Here is a 14,050-nt window from a genome sequence, read left to right on the forward strand (position 1 = left end):
GCAACTATCGCGCCAGGGCATGACAATTTGATTTCAGGGGCTTTCTACCTGAAAAAATAGAAAACAGATGCGCTTTTGTGGAGCAAAAACCGCTGTCTGAGTATTTCATGGCGCAGTTGAAACTATCTCCTCGCTACAGCGTTACGTGAGCGTCGAGCACGGGATCTGCTTTTTGCTAAGCGAGGTGACGTTCCTGATATCGGCTATCGACTCAGCTCATACGCACACATGTTGACTGTTGATGCCAGGTTCAGCGATTCGATAGCGCCGCATCCGGGAATGGTAAAAGGTCGCGCATTAAGTACGGTCAATTGCTCATGGGGTACGCCGCGTGCTTCATTGCCGAACAGATAGCAATCGAATGTCTTAAACGCTGCCGATTGAACGTGATCACCACTCATATCCAGACAGGCAATGCGGTCAAACCGTGTGCGCAGCGAATCTATTTTCACGTCCAACTCAATGGATGCATGAAAAATGGCGCCCATGCTGGAGCGAACAACTTTAGGGTTGTACGGATCAACACTGCCAGGGCTAAGCAAGCAGCGAAAGTTACCGAACCATACCAGCGTGCGCAGGATGGTGCCGAGATTGCCCGGATCCTGAATTTCATGCAGGTAAATGGCGCGCTCGTTATCAGCAAGCGCGCAACCCGGTGCGTTAGTGGCCGGCATCGGTACCAGCGCAATAACGCCTTGCGGTGTTTTGGTATCGGATATCTGCGCCATTTGGCGGTCACTGATCACATGGGTTTCAAACGAGCTTGCCCAGTGTTCATAGGCCTCGGTTACATAGAGCTGACTGCTCTGTAGCAGCGGATTCTGTAGCGCCGCCTTTTGTAACTCCAGCAGCAGGTGTTCGCCCTCCACCAGAAAATAACCGAACTCGGCCCGGTATTTCTTCTGGTGAAGTTTTTTGACGTCATCGAATTTCATCAAGACGCCGCTCGGCTGGGCTGCATGTTCGCCATCTCAAAGTCCGATAGAAGCGATTTGGCCAAAGCCTCGGCAACTTTAATTCCATCTACGCCCGCCGACAAAATGCCCCCCGCATAACCGGCACCTTCACCAGCCGGATACAGGCCGCGCAGGTTGAGGCTTTGCAAGGTCTCGTTGTCGCGAGTAATGCGGACTGGAGAGGACGTGCGGGTTTCGATACCTGTGAGAATGGCATCATCACGATCAAAGCCACGAATCTGCTTGCCGAATGCCGGCAACGCTTCGCGGATGGCCTCGATGGCATAGTCTGGCAGCGAGGGCGCAAGATCACCCAAGCGTACGCCGGGTTTGTAGGAGGGCTCTACCTCGCCAAGTTCGGTCGACGGCACTCCACGGATGAAGTCGCCCACCAATTGTGCTGGTGCGCAGTAATCGCTGCCCCCCAGCTCGTAGGCCCGGGACTCAAGGCGTTCTTGCAGATCCAGGCCAGCCAACGGGTCGCCTGGGAAATCCTGCTCCGGGTTGATACCCACAACAATGCCTGAGTTTGCATTGCGCTCGTTGCGCGAGTACTGGCTCATGCCATTGGTCACGACGCGCCCCGGCTCGGAGGTGGCGGCCACTACGGTTCCGCCGGGACACATGCAGAAACTGTAGACGGCACGACCGTTTTTGGCGTGATGCACTAATTTGTAATCGGCGGCGCCCAGCTCCGGATGGCCGGCGTATTTGCCCAGGCGAGCCTGATCGATCATGCCTTGCGGATGCTCGATGCGGAAACCCACCGCAAAAGGTTTGGCTTCGATATATACGCCCTGGCGATGTAGCATGCGGAAGGTATCGCGAGAGCTGTGGCCCAGCGCGAGCACCACATGGCGGCTGCGGATTGTCTCGCCATTGGCTAACACCACACCTTCAAGCTGGCCGTTGTCGACCAGCAGATCGGTCACTTTACTCTCGAAGCGCACTTCGCCACCCAAGGCGATGATCTCCTCTCGCATCGCTGCGACCACGCCGGTGAGACGGAAGGTGCCGATATGCGGCTTGCTCACATACATGATCTCTTCCGGCGCGCCAGCGCGGACGAACTCGTGCATCACTTTGCGGGCGTAGAACTTGGGGTCCTTGATCTGGCTATAGAGTTTACCGTCCGAGAACAGGCCGGCTCCTCCCTCACCAAACTGCACGTTGGATTCCGGCGTCAGGATCTTTTTACGCCACAGCGCCCAGGTATCCTTGGTGCGTTTACGTACATCCTTGCCGCGCTCCAGTACGATGGGCTTGAATCCCATCTGTGCGAGCAGCAGCGCCGCGAACAATCCACAAGGACCAAAGCCTACGATTATCGGGCGCTCCCGCAAGTGGGCGGGCGCCTGAGCTACTGGGTAGTAGTGAGTATCCGGTGCTGGACGTACATGATTGTCATCGGCAAAGCGCGCCAGGATTGCCGCCTCGTTGCGTGCCTCTAGATCGATGATATAGATGAACAGAATGACGCTGTTTTTCTTGCGTGCATCGTAGCTGCGCTTGAATACAGTGAAGTTCAGCAAGTCGGCGTCGCTGATGCCCAGGCGTTTGACAATGGCCTTGCGCAACTCATCCGAGGAATGATCAAGAGGCAGGGACAGTTCGTTGATGCGAATCATGGCGGTAATCCTGGCCGGTGACTCCGGCAAAGGAAGCTTTAGAAAGGATGGGGTAAGAGGCGAATTATACCTCTCTCTATCCCTCCCTGACAGTCCTGCCTAAGGGGTGCTACACGATCCCTGCCCACCAGTCTTATATTATCGGTTTATAATCATTGCCATTGTGCGTCCAATCGCTTTCTGTTTTTCCCAGGCGTTGGTCTGCTTCTCCCATTGAATTTTCCGTGCTTGGCTCCCTCATGAAACGATCCAAAAGCAGCCGCCGTTGGCTGGATGAACACGTCAACGATCCTTATGTTAAGCGGGCTCAGAAGGATGGCTTGCGTTCTCGTGCCAGTTACAAGTTGATCGAGCTGAACGAGAAGGACAAACTGATACGTCCCGGCATGCTGGTCATGGACCTTGGCTCCGCACCGGGCGGTTGGTCACAGGTGGCTGGCGGTCTCGTAGGCGAGAAGGGACGGGTTCTGGCTAGTGACATTCTGCCGATGGACCCGCTGGAGAACGTCGACTTCATCCAGGGCGATTTCACCGACGACGCGGTGCTCCAACAGATTCTCGACAAGCTCGATGGCAATCAACCTGATCTGATCATCTCTGACATCGCTCCCAATATCAGTGGCATCGCTGCTGCCGATCAGGCGTCCTCGATGTATCTGGTCGAACTCGTCCTTGATATGGCGCGTCAGGTGCTCAAGCCCAACGGTAACCTTGTAGCTAAGGTATTCCAGGGAGAGGGCTCTGACGAGTTTCTGAAAGACGTTCGCACCTCATTCGAGAAGGTGATGATCCGCAAGCCAGAGGCATCTCGGCCGCGCTCAAGGGAGGTTTATCTGGTGGCAAAGGGGTTTAAAGGATAAGGCCCCGTGGTGCGCTCTTCCAGAGCTTGACGCTTCGCTGGGTTGCGCACAGTCCAGCGATGACAAAAAACTAAAAGGGCACTTTTCGCTGAGCGCTATACCCTCCCTCACTATTCGCTAGATGGCCGCCTTGGATAGCGCTCAACGAGTCGATCAGAGCCAAAGGTCTGGCTTTGTTCAGGTTTGACCGAAGCCGGGTAAAGCGATAGGCATTAAAAAGCCGGCTTGTGGCCGGCTTCGTGAGGTAGTAGCGACTTATTTTTGGTAAGCCGCGACTGCCTTTAAGATCTCCGCACGGGCTTCTTCAGCATTGCCCCAGCGTTCAACTTTTACCCACTTGCCTTTTTCAAGATCCTTGTAGTTCTCGAAGAAGTGCTTGATCTGCTCCAGCAGCAAAGCCGGCAAGTCAGTGTATTCCTTTACATCATGGTACAGCACAGACAGTTTGTCATGTGGAACGGCAACTAATTTTGCATCGCCACCGGCTTCGTCGGTCATGTGCAGTACGCCAACCGGACGTGCGCGAATAACGGCGCCCGGTGTAACCGGGTAAGGCGTTACGACGAGCACGTCGAGGGGATCGCCATCATCAGCCAGTGTGTTGGGGATATAGCCATAGTTGGCCGGATAAAACATCGGGGTCGCCATGAACCGGTCGACAAACAGAGTATCGCTGTCCTTGTCGATTTCGTATTTGATGGGTGCATGGTTAGCCGGGATTTCAATCGCGACGTAGATGTCGTTCGGCACGTCTTTGCCGGCCGGAATCTTGCTATAGCTCATAGAGCGACTCACCTTTGTTGGTAGGCCAAATTGATGTGGTTTGGAGTATAGGCATATTTGACCCGCGATTCGAGCCTTGGGGTGGGATAAGGTTCAAAGCAGGAACTTTGTAACGGTAACGGACCCGAAAAAAGAGGCCTGCCTGTTAGAGGGCGGGGCAGCTTTCCTCTGAATCGGAGACAACATCGGCATGTTCCAATGGATCAATGAGGCGACAGCCATCAACCTGGCGCTTGCACTTGTCATTACTATCATCAGCTATGGCGTCATTCGCCGGCTCGTTACAGCCGTTACCAGTCGCGTTGTAAATTGGTCCTCCCGGGCAAACAGCGGTTGGGCACATTACGTAGGCGAGATCATTGGTCGAACCAGTCGCTTGCTGATTCTGCTCATGGCTATTCAGATCGGACTGTATGTCATTGATCTAAGCCCAGGCTGGGAGGCACGCGTCAGCCATATCTGGTTCCTGGTCATGGCTCTACAGTTCGGGCTGTGGGTCGATGGCGCAATTCTACTGTGGGCACGTTCGGCACTGCAGAACAGGAATGGCCATCAGCGCAGCCAGCTCACCATGACCATGATTTCGCTGATGGTCCGGGTAGCCTTGTGGACGGTGGTTCTGCTTGCAGTACTCTCCAACCTGGGTGTCGATATCACGGCGTTCGTCGCCAGCCTGGGTATTGGTGGTATTGCCGTCGCGCTGGCCGTTCAGAATGTGCTGAGTGACCTGTTTGCCTCGCTGTCCATTGGTATCGACAAGCCTTTCGAGCAAGGTGATTTCGTCGTATTTGGCGATATTGCCGGCTCCATTGAATACATCGGTCTCAAGACCACGCGGATTCGCAGCCTTAGCGGTGAGCAGGTGGTCTGCTCCAACACGAAGCTGCTGCAGCAGACGATCCATAACTATAAGCGGATGTCCGAACGGCGGGTGCTGTTCCAGTTCGATATCAGTTACCGCACACCTGCCGATCAAGTGGGTGAAATTGCTCCACTCGTAAAGCAGATTGTCACGTCATTGGAGAACACCCGTTTCGATCGTGCGCATCTGCTGGCACTGGAAAGCAGCGCCTTGAAATTCGAGGTGGTGTATTACGTGTTGAGCGCGGACTACAACCAGTACATGGATATTCAACAGAACATCAATCTGGCACTGCTCAAGGAGCTGGACCAGCGTGGCATCAAGTTCGGTATGCCTGTTCGGTCGCTGGAGTTTCTGGAGGAGGTTCCCTTGGCCTATCAGGGTTCGCCGGACGCTCCTCGTGGAGGTGACTCGGCTGCGGGAATTGAAATCCGCTGAGCCAATGCCTGTAGCCGCGTCAGTGGATCCTGACGGAAAAACTGACGTAGCTGCATATAAACATCCGGGTATGCCTGATCGAGTACATCAGGTGCGGTAAAGAAGTATTCACAGCAGACGGCAAAGAACTCAGCAGGATGCTCGCTGGCATAGGGATCGATCAGTGTTTCCTTATGGGTATCAATCTGTCGGTTGAGGTCATCGTAAGCAGCCTGCATGACCTCAGCCCAGCGAGGAAGCGACATGTCCCGGTGCAGTGGGGGCAGGCCATTGGCATCGCCGTTGAGCATGTCGAGCTTATGCGCCAATTCATGAATGACCAAGTTGTAACCCGTCCAGTCGCCGCTCTCCTGAACACCCGACCACGCCAAAATCACTGGACCTTGTAGCCAGGCCTCACCGCTATGGCTTTCGCTTCCCTCATGTTCGATTCCGCTATCGTCACGGTAGCGTTGTGGGCTGACAAAGTCCGAGGGGTAGAGGATCAGCTCGTGGAAGTTGCCATACCAGTCTTCCTCAGGCAGGTATAGCAAGGGCAGTTGGGCCTGGGCAGCCAGGGCCAGGCGGTCAACGTCAGCAAGCGCAATGTCACCCAGTAGCGTCAGGCGTTTATGCGCCAGAAAAAGGATGCTGCGCTGCTGAAGCCGTTGATCAGATTCAGGCGGGAGTCCGTCGAGGAAAGGCAGGCGGGAATGAACTTCATCCCAGAGCGCCGGCGGGATAACGGTCCGTTCAAGGACACGTCGATCCCGCCAGGCGCGCAGGGACCACATGCGTTAGCCGATTTCGCTACGGCTGGGGCTCGGCCGCAGGCGACGGCTGACCATGCTGATGACCATGGGCAGCAGCGAGATGGCAATGATGGCGATAACCAGCATGGACAGGTGCTGCTTGATGAACGGCACATTGCCAAAGAAGTAACCCAGGGTAACCAGACCGCCTACCCAGAGGAACGTGCCCAAGACGCTGAAGCCCAGAAAACGGAGATAGTGCATGCGACCGATGCCCGCCACGAATGGCGCGAACGTTCGGATGATGGGCAGGAATCGCGCCAGGGTAATGGTCTTGCCGCCATGCAGGGCATAGAACGCCTGGGTGCGCTCCAGATAGTCACGACGGAATATCTTGGAGTTTGGTCGCGAGAAAAGCTTTTCACCCAGGGTTCGGCCAATGACATAGTTTGTACTGTCACCGGCAACGGCCGCAAAGGCAAGAAGACTACCCAGAAGCCAGGGGTCCATGCCGCCTGTTGCGCAAATGGCACCAGCAATGAACAGCAATGAGTCACCGGGCAGGAAGGGCATGACTACCAAGCCCGTTTCGCAAAAAATGACCAGGAACAGGATGAAATAGATCCATGACCCATAGTTGCTGACCAGCATTTCCAGGTAAACGTCGAGGTGGAGGATCAGATCGATCGGGTTAAAGTCCATGTACAGCCTATCTATGGCAGCGGGTCGAAGCTCCATTATAGGGCGAAGGCTCTAGGTCGCGAGTAGCCATTAGGGTAAACGGTAGGGTGGGATTTGCGATCTACCGCACGGATATCTGCTTTCTTCTCTTTCAAGGCCGGAGCTCGGCTGGGATCAGATGGAATTTCGTGATTCACGAGGCGGATGAACCCATAGAGTCCTGACGGCGCTGTGCTAACCTTCGGCTCGTTTTCAATGGGGCTGCCAGGGCCTCGCTTGTCAGGGGTTATTCATGCATATCCACATTCTCGGCATCTGCGGGACGTTCATGGGCTCTCTGGCCGTGCTGGCCAAGGAGTTGGGTCATCGAGTGACCGGTTCCGATGCCAATGTCTATCCGCCCATGAGTACGCAGCTGGAGGCACAGGGTATCGAGCTGATGCAGGGATACGAGCCTGCCCACCTTGAGCCGGCACCGGATCTGGTCGTGATCGGCAATGCACTCTCCCGGGGTAATCCGGCTGTGGAGCATGTCCTGAACAAGGGGTTGCCCTATGTATCCGGACCGCAATGGCTGGCAGATCATGTATTGCAGGGACGCTGGGTTCTGGCTGTAGCGGGTACCCACGGTAAGACCACCACCACGAGCATGCTAGCCTGGGTGCTGGAGCATGCAGGCATGAGCCCGGGCTTCTTGATTGGCGGTGTACCCCAAAATTTTGGGATATCCGCCCGGCTGGGCGGAACGCCTTTCTTTGTCGTAGAGGCTGACGAGTACGATAGCGCCTTTTTCGATAAGCGCTCCAAGTTCGTCCATTATCGACCGCGCACCGCTATCCTGAATAATCTCGAGTTCGATCATGCCGATATCTTTCCTGATCTGGCAGCGATCGAGCGGCAGTTTCATCATCTGGTGCGTACGATTCCAAGTGAAGGACTCATCATTCATCCAATTGCTGAAAAAGCGCTGTCTCATGTCCTGACGATGGGGTGCTGGACGCCGGTTCAGACGACAGGAGAGGGCGGGCAGTGGCAGGCCCGCTTGCTCCATGAGGACGGCTCGCGGTTTGAGGTAATCTTCGATGGGAAGACACAGGGAACGGTTGAGTGGAGTCTGACCGGCCAGCATAACGTGGCCAATGCTCTAGCCACATTGGCCGCCGCGCGGCATGTAGGCGTCGTGCCGCCTCAAGGGATCGAGGCGTTAAATGCATTCAAGAGCGTCAAGCGCCGAATGGAAACGGTTGCCGAAATCAACGGCGTCACGATCTATGATGACTTCGCCCATCATCCCACGGCCATTGCCACTACGCTTCAGGGATTGCGAGCACGTGTAGGGGAGGAATCCATCATTGCAGTCATCGAGCCACGGTCCAACTCGATGAAGTTGGGCGCCCACCGTGACGGCCTGCCGGACAGTGTTCGACAGGCCGACTCTGTTATCTGGTATGCGCCGCCGAACCTGGGGTGGGATCTGGCCGAGACAGCAGCGAATTGCCCTGTCCCGGCGGTTGTTTGCGACTCGCTTGAGGCCATTATCGCGCGCGTTAAAGAGGCGGCGAAAGGCAGGACCCATGTAGTCATCATGAGTAACGGCGGGTTTGGTGGTCTGCACGGCAAGCTGGCTGCTGCGTTGCGTGAAGGAGGCCCTGCATGAGCGGACCGGAACGTATCACCCTGGCAATGACCGGCGCTTCTGGCGCTCAATACGGATTACGGCTGCTTGACTGTCTGGTGCAGGAGGAGCGTGAGGTTCACTTCCTGATCTCCAAGGCTGCACAGCTGGTCATGGCCACTGAGACCGATGTGGCGCTACCGGCCAAACCTCAGGCCATGCAGGCATTTTTGACGGAATACACTGGTGCTGCGCCCGGGCAGATTCGAGTCTTTGGCCAGAGCGACTGGATGGCGCCCCCGGCGTCAGGTTCCAGTGCGCCGGCAGCCATGGTGGTTTGCCCATGCTCGACCGGTACGCTGTCCGCCATTGCAACAGGTGCCTGCAATAACCTGATCGAGCGCGCTGCCGATGTGGCCATCAAGGAGCGGCGCACCTTGGTTCTAGTGCCTAGGGAATCACCGTTCTCCAGTATTCATCTGGAAAACATGCTCAAGCTGTCCAACCTGGGCGCGACGATTCTTCCGGCTGCGCCAGGGTTCTATCACCAGCCGCAAACGGTGGATGATCTGATCGACTTTGTCGTGGCCCGGATTCTTAATACATTGAGTATTCCCCAAGACATGCTGCCCCGGTGGGGCGAGCATCATCTGGTGAGCGATGAGTAAGTTCCTCTGTGCGTGCCTGGTGCTTGTGCTGAGTGGCTGCGCCAGCGTCAGCACGCTCAACGCCAGCAAGCCGGGCGCTCCGATCGTTTACTCGGGAACCCGGCTGGACTGGTATGCTATTCAAGGGGGCTGCTGTCCAACGGAGCGCTTTGGCGTAGAGGCTCCTGCCTATCCAGGGTTCGATCTGCCGGGCAGTCTGCTGGTGGACACGGTGTTATTCCCCCTTGCCCTGGCAAAGGTGTTGGGTATCGGGCTGAACGTTCGCGGAGGCAGTTGAGATATCCCAGGCATTGGCGAAGGCGGCTTCACTTCGTTATAGTCGGTCGGGTCTTCAGGGCGGGGTGAGATTCCCCACCGGCGGTAAACCACATGGTGGCAAGCCTGCGAGCGCTCCGATACGTCGGAGGTCAGCAGACCTGGTGTGATTCCAGGGCCGACGGTCATAGTCCGGATGAAAGAAGATGCGTTTGTCTGCCTATGCCGCCTGGCATAAGTGGCGTCTGCGCTTTTTGCCCTGAAACGTTCACTCACTCCAACGAGGACGTTTCATGCCTATGCTCGACCCACAACGCCATTCCCGCCTGTATGCTGCTGTAGCAGCCTACCGCGAGGGGCGTCCAGTGCTTCTGCTGGATGATGCCGACCGCGAAAACGAAGCTGATCTGGTAGCCGCTGCCGAAAACCTCACCTTGAGCACGATGGTAAAGATGATCCGGGATGGCAGCGGTATTGTCTGCCTGTGCCTGGATGATGCCAGTGTGCGGTGCCTGGACCTGCCACCCATGGTCAAGAATAACCAGGCACGTCATGGAACAGGGTTTACAGTTTCCATCGAGGCGGCGGAAGGTGTGACTACCGGTGTTTCGGCTGCTGATCGGATGATCACTATTCGGGCCGCGCTGGACTCCTGCGAAGGTCGGAGCCGAATCGTCAGCCCCGGGCATATCTTTCCCTTGCGCGCGCGTGAAGGTGGGGTGCTGACTCGGCGCGGTCATACCGAGGGCTCGGTAGAGCTGGCCATGCTGGCAGGGCTACGTCCGGCGGCCGTATTGTGCGAACTGATGAACCCTGATGGCAGCATGGCGCGTGGTACTGATGTCGAGCACTACGCGCAGCAGCACGGGATACCGGTGCTGACCATTGAGGAGATCGTGCGTTACCGTGAGGAGGAAGCACTATTGGCATCCCAGTCGGTCAGCGTCGTCTGATGTAGCGCCAATGTCTGCCAGCTACTCGGTCGGTTCCTGGCAGACATCCACCCATTGGGCCTCGACCAGTTCGGCCAGCCGTTGCGGGGTAATGCGCACGGCGCTGTGGATTGCGCCAGCTGCCGGCAGGACCTCATCAAAAGCCTTGAGCGAGCAATCGCAATATACCGGCATGGGCGTTGCCAGTCCGAATGGGCAAACGCCGCCTACCGGATGGCTGGTCAGCAGCTGCACGCGCTCGCCATCCAGCATCTTGGCTTTGCCGCCAAACGTAGCCTTGAGCTTTTTATTGTCCAGTCGTGCATCGCCTCGTGCCACGAGCAGCACCTCAAGCTCACCAATCTTCAGTCCAAGCGTTTTGGCAATTCGCCCCGGCTCGACGCCATGTGCTTCGGCCGCCAGGGCAACGGTTGCGGTGCTGGTTTCAAGCTCAATGATGTGAATATCCGGGGCGTGGGTCGTGAAAAAGTCGCGGACTGAATCCAGGCTCATGAGGGGCTCCCATTCGGTAGAGCCTGGATTCTTGAAAAGCCGGGCGCGTGCGTCAACCCTTGATCAGCATTCAACCATGCTGACAGCGAGCCCGCCCCGAGAGGTTTCCTTGTATTTGTCCTGCATGTCGGCACCGGTATCACGCATGGTACGAATGACTCGATCCAGCGAGATGAAATGTTCTCCGTCACCGCGTAGCGCCATCTGGGCGGCATTGATGGCTTTCACGGCGGCAATGGCATTGCGCTCGATACAGGGCACCTGAACCAGTCCTCCCACCGGGTCGCATGTCAGGCCCAGGTTATGCTCAAGGCCGATTTCCGCAGCATTTTCCACCTGTTCTGGCGTCGCGCCCAGCAGCTCGGCTAGTCCGGCGGCGGCCATGGCACAGGCCGAGCCCACTTCGCCCTGACACCCCACCTCGGCGCCCGAGATCGAGGCATTCTTTTTACACAGAATACCTACTGCGGCTGCGGCCAGCAGATAGCGCACAACATCTTCATCGTTAGCATCCGGGTTGAATTTCATGTAGTACATCAGTACCGCAGGAATGATGCCTGCTGCGCCGTTGGTAGGCGCCGTTACCATGCGACCTCCTGCGGCATTTTCCTCGTTGACCGCCAAGGCGAACAGGTTGACCCACTCCATGGCTGAAAGCGTCGAGCTGATAACGCTCGGGTTGGTCATCGCCCGCAGGCTACGGTGTAGGCGAGCAGCGCGACGTGGGACTTTAAGGCCACCCGGCAGTACACCTTCGTGAGCCAGCCCATTCCGGATACATTCGCGCATGGTCTGCCAGATATGTAAAAGGTTTGCGCGAATGTCATCCTCGCTGCGCCAGGCTTTTTCATTGGCAAGCATAAGGGCGGAGATGGACAACCCATGCTCGCGGCATAAACGGAGCAGCTCCGCTGCGCTGGAGAAGTCATAGGGCAGGGTAGTGGTATCCTGATCACGCTGACCGCTGGCCGCCTGCTGGCTGTCGATAACAAAACCGCCGCCCACGGAATAATAAGTCTCCTCGAACAGCTCTCCGGTCTCGCCAAATGCGGTGATGGTCATTGCATTGGGATGGTAAGGCAGGTTCTCATGGAGCAGATGCAGGTCTCGGGTCCAGACGAACTCGATAGGATGGCTACCCCCGAGCATAAGCGTGTTTTCAAGCTTGAGCGTCTGGATGCAGGGCTCGACCCGGTCGGGATCAACCCGGTCTGGCCACTCTCCCATCAACCCCATCAACGTTGCACGGTCGGTCCCGTGCCCGACACCTGTTGCGGACAGGGAGCCATACAGGCGTACTTCTACCCGGCGAGTCTGCTCCAGGCATTGTTGCTCACGTAAGGTGGAGACGAATAATGCACCGGCTCGCATGGGGCCTACCGTGTGAGAGCTGGAAGGACCCACGCCGATTTTAAACAGGTCGAATACGCTGATGGCCATGCTGAAGTCCTGGATATGAGGTTCAATGGTGACCGTAACGTACGTAACAGTCTGAGGATCATCATGGGAAAAGCGGCCTCCCTGCACAATCGATACGTTCTAAGCGACCCTTTAGTAGAGCTAAACCCATGAGCCGGATCCTGAACGCGCAAACGCAAGCCTGGCTTCAAGTATTTGCCTGTGCGGCACGCCACCTGTCCTTTACCCGCTGCGCCGAGGAGTTGCACGTAACGCCAGGCGCCATTAGCCAGCAGATGCGACAGCTGGAAGAGCGGTTGGGGTTCAAGCTGTTTCACCGAATGGCCCGAGGGCTGGAGCTGACGGCGGAGGGGCAACGGCTGGCCTCAACAGTCAATCAGGCTTCCGGGCTTGTGGATGCAGAGCTGCGGCGGCTGAATGCCGGTCAGTTTGGCGGCGTGCTCCGGCTACGCTCGATTCCTTCCTTTCTCGGCAAATGGGTCATGCCGCGGCTACCCAAGCTGCAGGCTCGCTTTCCGGATATCCAGCTTCGGGTCGTTGCTGAGGACAGTTCATGGTCACTGCGCGAGGGCGAGTTTGACCTTGCCATTGATCTTAATGACGGTAGTTATCCTGGTCTTGCATCCACGTCGTTGCTGGACGAGCAGATATTTCCGGTGTGCGCTCCTTCGCTGTTGGAGGGGCGCCCGCCACTTGATCGTCCCGAGGCGCTGGATCATTACCCATTGCTGCATGACATCACTGCCTGGCGCGGCAGTTATGAGTATGCCGAGTGGGAGTTTTACCTAGCGTCCATTGGCGCCCCTGCACTGGATGTCAGGCGAGGTCATACGTTCAATCGCAATCACCTGACTATTGAGGCGGCCATTGCCGGCATGGGGGTTGCCATCGCGCGGCGCCATTTGATCACTAACGAGCTGGAGCGGGGTGCGTTGGTTATTCCCTTCGGGGTATCCGTACCGGCGCGCAAGCGTTATGTTCTGCTTTATGCGCAAGGTGCTCTCGCTGATCCACGTGTACGTTCACTGCATGACTGGCTGGTTGAGGAGGCCCTGGCCAGTGCGTCAACGCCCCAGCCGGCGTAACTCGTCCGACTCGACAAAACGAACACCGTCGCCTTCCTCCAACGCGAGTCGCCAGAGTGCTCGTGCCAACACGCAGACCTCAATGCCATGCCACTTGCCAGGCAGCAGCTGGGAGAGCGGGGCGGCAATCTGCTCGCCCAACCGCGGCTCGTTACGGGGGCCGAGCAACAGCGAGGGGCGTGCAAAGGTGATCTGCGGCCAGCCTTGATCCTGTAGTGCCTCTTCAAGCTCACCTTTTACCCGGTTGTAAAAGATCGAAGAGGAAGCATCGGCACCAATGGCACTGATAACCACAAAGTGTCTGGCACCCAGTTCGCGTGCGCGACGTCCGACAGCGATGGGCAGGTCATAATCAATGGCGCGAAAGGCTTCCTGTGAGCCAGCTTTCTTGATCGTGGTGCCCAGGCAGCAAAAGGCCGTGTCCAGCGGGCCGGTGAGCTGAGACAGCATATCCAGCAATTCGCCGACCGGGTTTTCCAGGCGTGGATGAGCAGGAAGTGGTCGGCGGGTGGGCGCCAGGACACGTTGAATGGTTGGCTCATTCAGCAGGCGATCCAGTAAGTGTTCGCCGGTAAGCCCCGTGGCGCCTGCAATCAGGACATGTTGCGGAGTCAGGTGCATCGC

General features: G+C 57.0%; 15 protein-coding genes and 1 riboswitch. Of the genes, 7 read left to right on the forward strand and 8 right to left on the reverse strand.

From position 1 onward, the window contains the following. Window positions 1-203: 203 nt before the first annotated feature. Both HMPREF1487_RS11855 and HMPREF1487_RS11860 read right to left on the reverse strand, forming a co-directional pair. Window positions 204-935 carry a TrmH family RNA methyltransferase gene (locus HMPREF1487_RS11855; protein WP_010796887.1) on the reverse strand — a complete coding sequence of 244 codons (732 nt, stop codon included), beginning with the start codon at window positions 933-935 and terminating at the stop codon, window positions 204-206. Then, window positions 935-2,584: an NAD(P)/FAD-dependent oxidoreductase gene (locus HMPREF1487_RS11860; RefSeq protein ID WP_010796888.1), complete on the reverse strand. Its 1,650-nt coding sequence runs from the start codon at window positions 2,582-2,584 to the stop codon at window positions 935-937. The genes HMPREF1487_RS11855 and HMPREF1487_RS11860 overlap by 1 nt, the downstream gene beginning before the upstream one ends. Before the next feature lie 239 nt (window positions 2,585-2,823). Here HMPREF1487_RS11860 and rlmE point away from each other — a divergent pair, with 239 nt between their 5' ends. Beyond that, a complete protein-coding gene (gene rlmE / locus HMPREF1487_RS11865) occupies window positions 2,824-3,444 on the forward strand; it encodes a 23S rRNA (uridine(2552)-2'-O)-methyltransferase RlmE (RefSeq protein WP_010796889.1) in 621 nt (206 codons plus the stop codon). A 255-nt stretch (window positions 3,445-3,699) separates the two neighbouring features. Here the strand turns inward: rlmE and ppa are convergent, their stop codons facing one another. Further along, complete coding sequence (gene ppa / locus HMPREF1487_RS11870) at window positions 3,700-4,227, reverse strand: inorganic diphosphatase (protein WP_010796890.1); 528 nt, start codon at window positions 4,225-4,227, stop codon at window positions 3,700-3,702. A gap of 190 nt (window positions 4,228-4,417) precedes the next feature. Between ppa and HMPREF1487_RS11875 the strand changes: the two genes are divergently transcribed. Next, a complete protein-coding gene (locus tag HMPREF1487_RS11875; protein WP_010796891.1) occupies window positions 4,418-5,527 on the forward strand; it encodes a mechanosensitive ion channel family protein in 1,110 nt (369 codons plus the stop codon). Here the strand turns inward: HMPREF1487_RS11875 and HMPREF1487_RS11880 are convergent. Then, window positions 5,467-6,300 carry a M90 family metallopeptidase gene (locus HMPREF1487_RS11880; protein WP_010796892.1) on the reverse strand — a complete coding sequence of 278 codons (834 nt, stop codon included), beginning with the start codon at window positions 6,298-6,300 and terminating at the stop codon, window positions 5,467-5,469. The two genes, HMPREF1487_RS11875 and HMPREF1487_RS11880, sit on opposite strands and share 61 nt — an antisense overlap. Before the next feature lie 3 nt (window positions 6,301-6,303). Beyond that, on the reverse strand, window positions 6,304-6,960 hold the full coding sequence (locus tag HMPREF1487_RS11885; RefSeq protein WP_010796893.1) for a DedA family protein: 657 nt from the start codon (window positions 6,958-6,960) through the stop codon (window positions 6,304-6,306). 271 nt (window positions 6,961-7,231) lie between these two features. Here HMPREF1487_RS11885 and mpl point away from each other — a divergent pair, with 271 nt between their 5' ends. From mpl to ribB, 4 genes are all read left to right on the forward strand, one after another. After that, window positions 7,232-8,596 (forward strand): UDP-N-acetylmuramate:L-alanyl-gamma-D-glutamyl-meso-diaminopimelate ligase, encoded by a 1,365-nt coding sequence (mpl, locus tag HMPREF1487_RS11890; RefSeq protein WP_010796894.1) that lies wholly within the window; start codon window positions 7,232-7,234, stop codon window positions 8,594-8,596. After that, window positions 8,593-9,222, forward strand: coding sequence for a flavin prenyltransferase UbiX (gene ubiX / locus HMPREF1487_RS11895; RefSeq protein WP_010796895.1), 630 nt, complete (start codon window positions 8,593-8,595; stop codon window positions 9,220-9,222). The genes mpl and ubiX overlap by 4 nt, the downstream gene beginning before the upstream one ends. Next, a complete protein-coding gene (locus tag HMPREF1487_RS11900; RefSeq protein ID WP_010796896.1) occupies window positions 9,215-9,499 on the forward strand; it encodes a YceK/YidQ family lipoprotein in 285 nt (94 codons plus the stop codon). Before ubiX ends, HMPREF1487_RS11900 begins: the two co-directional genes overlap by 8 nt. Window positions 9,500-9,545: 46 nt before the next feature. Further along, a riboswitch (FMN riboswitch) is annotated at window positions 9,546-9,689 on the forward strand. Between the two features lie 81 nt (window positions 9,690-9,770). Continuing rightward, a complete protein-coding gene (ribB, locus tag HMPREF1487_RS11905; protein WP_010796897.1) occupies window positions 9,771-10,430 on the forward strand; it encodes a 3,4-dihydroxy-2-butanone-4-phosphate synthase in 660 nt (219 codons plus the stop codon). 21 nt (window positions 10,431-10,451) lie between these two features. Here ribB and HMPREF1487_RS11910 read toward each other — a convergent pair whose 3' ends face one another. Further along, window positions 10,452-10,922 (reverse strand): YbaK/EbsC family protein, encoded by a 471-nt coding sequence (locus HMPREF1487_RS11910; protein ID WP_010796898.1) that lies wholly within the window; start codon window positions 10,920-10,922, stop codon window positions 10,452-10,454. A 63-nt stretch (window positions 10,923-10,985) separates the two neighbouring features. Next, complete coding sequence (locus tag HMPREF1487_RS11915; RefSeq protein ID WP_010796899.1) at window positions 10,986-12,362, reverse strand: L-serine ammonia-lyase; 1,377 nt, start codon at window positions 12,360-12,362, stop codon at window positions 10,986-10,988. 128 nt (window positions 12,363-12,490) lie between these two features. On the opposite strand from HMPREF1487_RS11915, the gene HMPREF1487_RS11920 reads away from it, so the two are divergent. Continuing rightward, the gene (locus HMPREF1487_RS11920) at window positions 12,491-13,426 is read left to right on the forward strand and encodes a LysR substrate-binding domain-containing protein (protein ID WP_010796900.1); all 936 of its coding nucleotides are present in this window, start codon (window positions 12,491-12,493) and stop codon (window positions 13,424-13,426) included. Here HMPREF1487_RS11920 and HMPREF1487_RS11925 read toward each other — a convergent pair. Then, complete coding sequence (locus HMPREF1487_RS11925) at window positions 13,406-14,047, reverse strand: oxidoreductase (protein ID WP_010796901.1); 642 nt, start codon at window positions 14,045-14,047, stop codon at window positions 13,406-13,408. The genes HMPREF1487_RS11920 and HMPREF1487_RS11925 overlap by 21 nt on opposite strands. Window positions 14,048-14,050: the final 3 nt, after the last annotated feature.

Origin of the sequence: Pseudomonas sp. HPB0071, from assembly GCF_000478505.2 — a bacterium.
GTDB lineage: Bacteria > Pseudomonadota > Gammaproteobacteria > Pseudomonadales > Pseudomonadaceae > Chryseomonas > Chryseomonas luteola.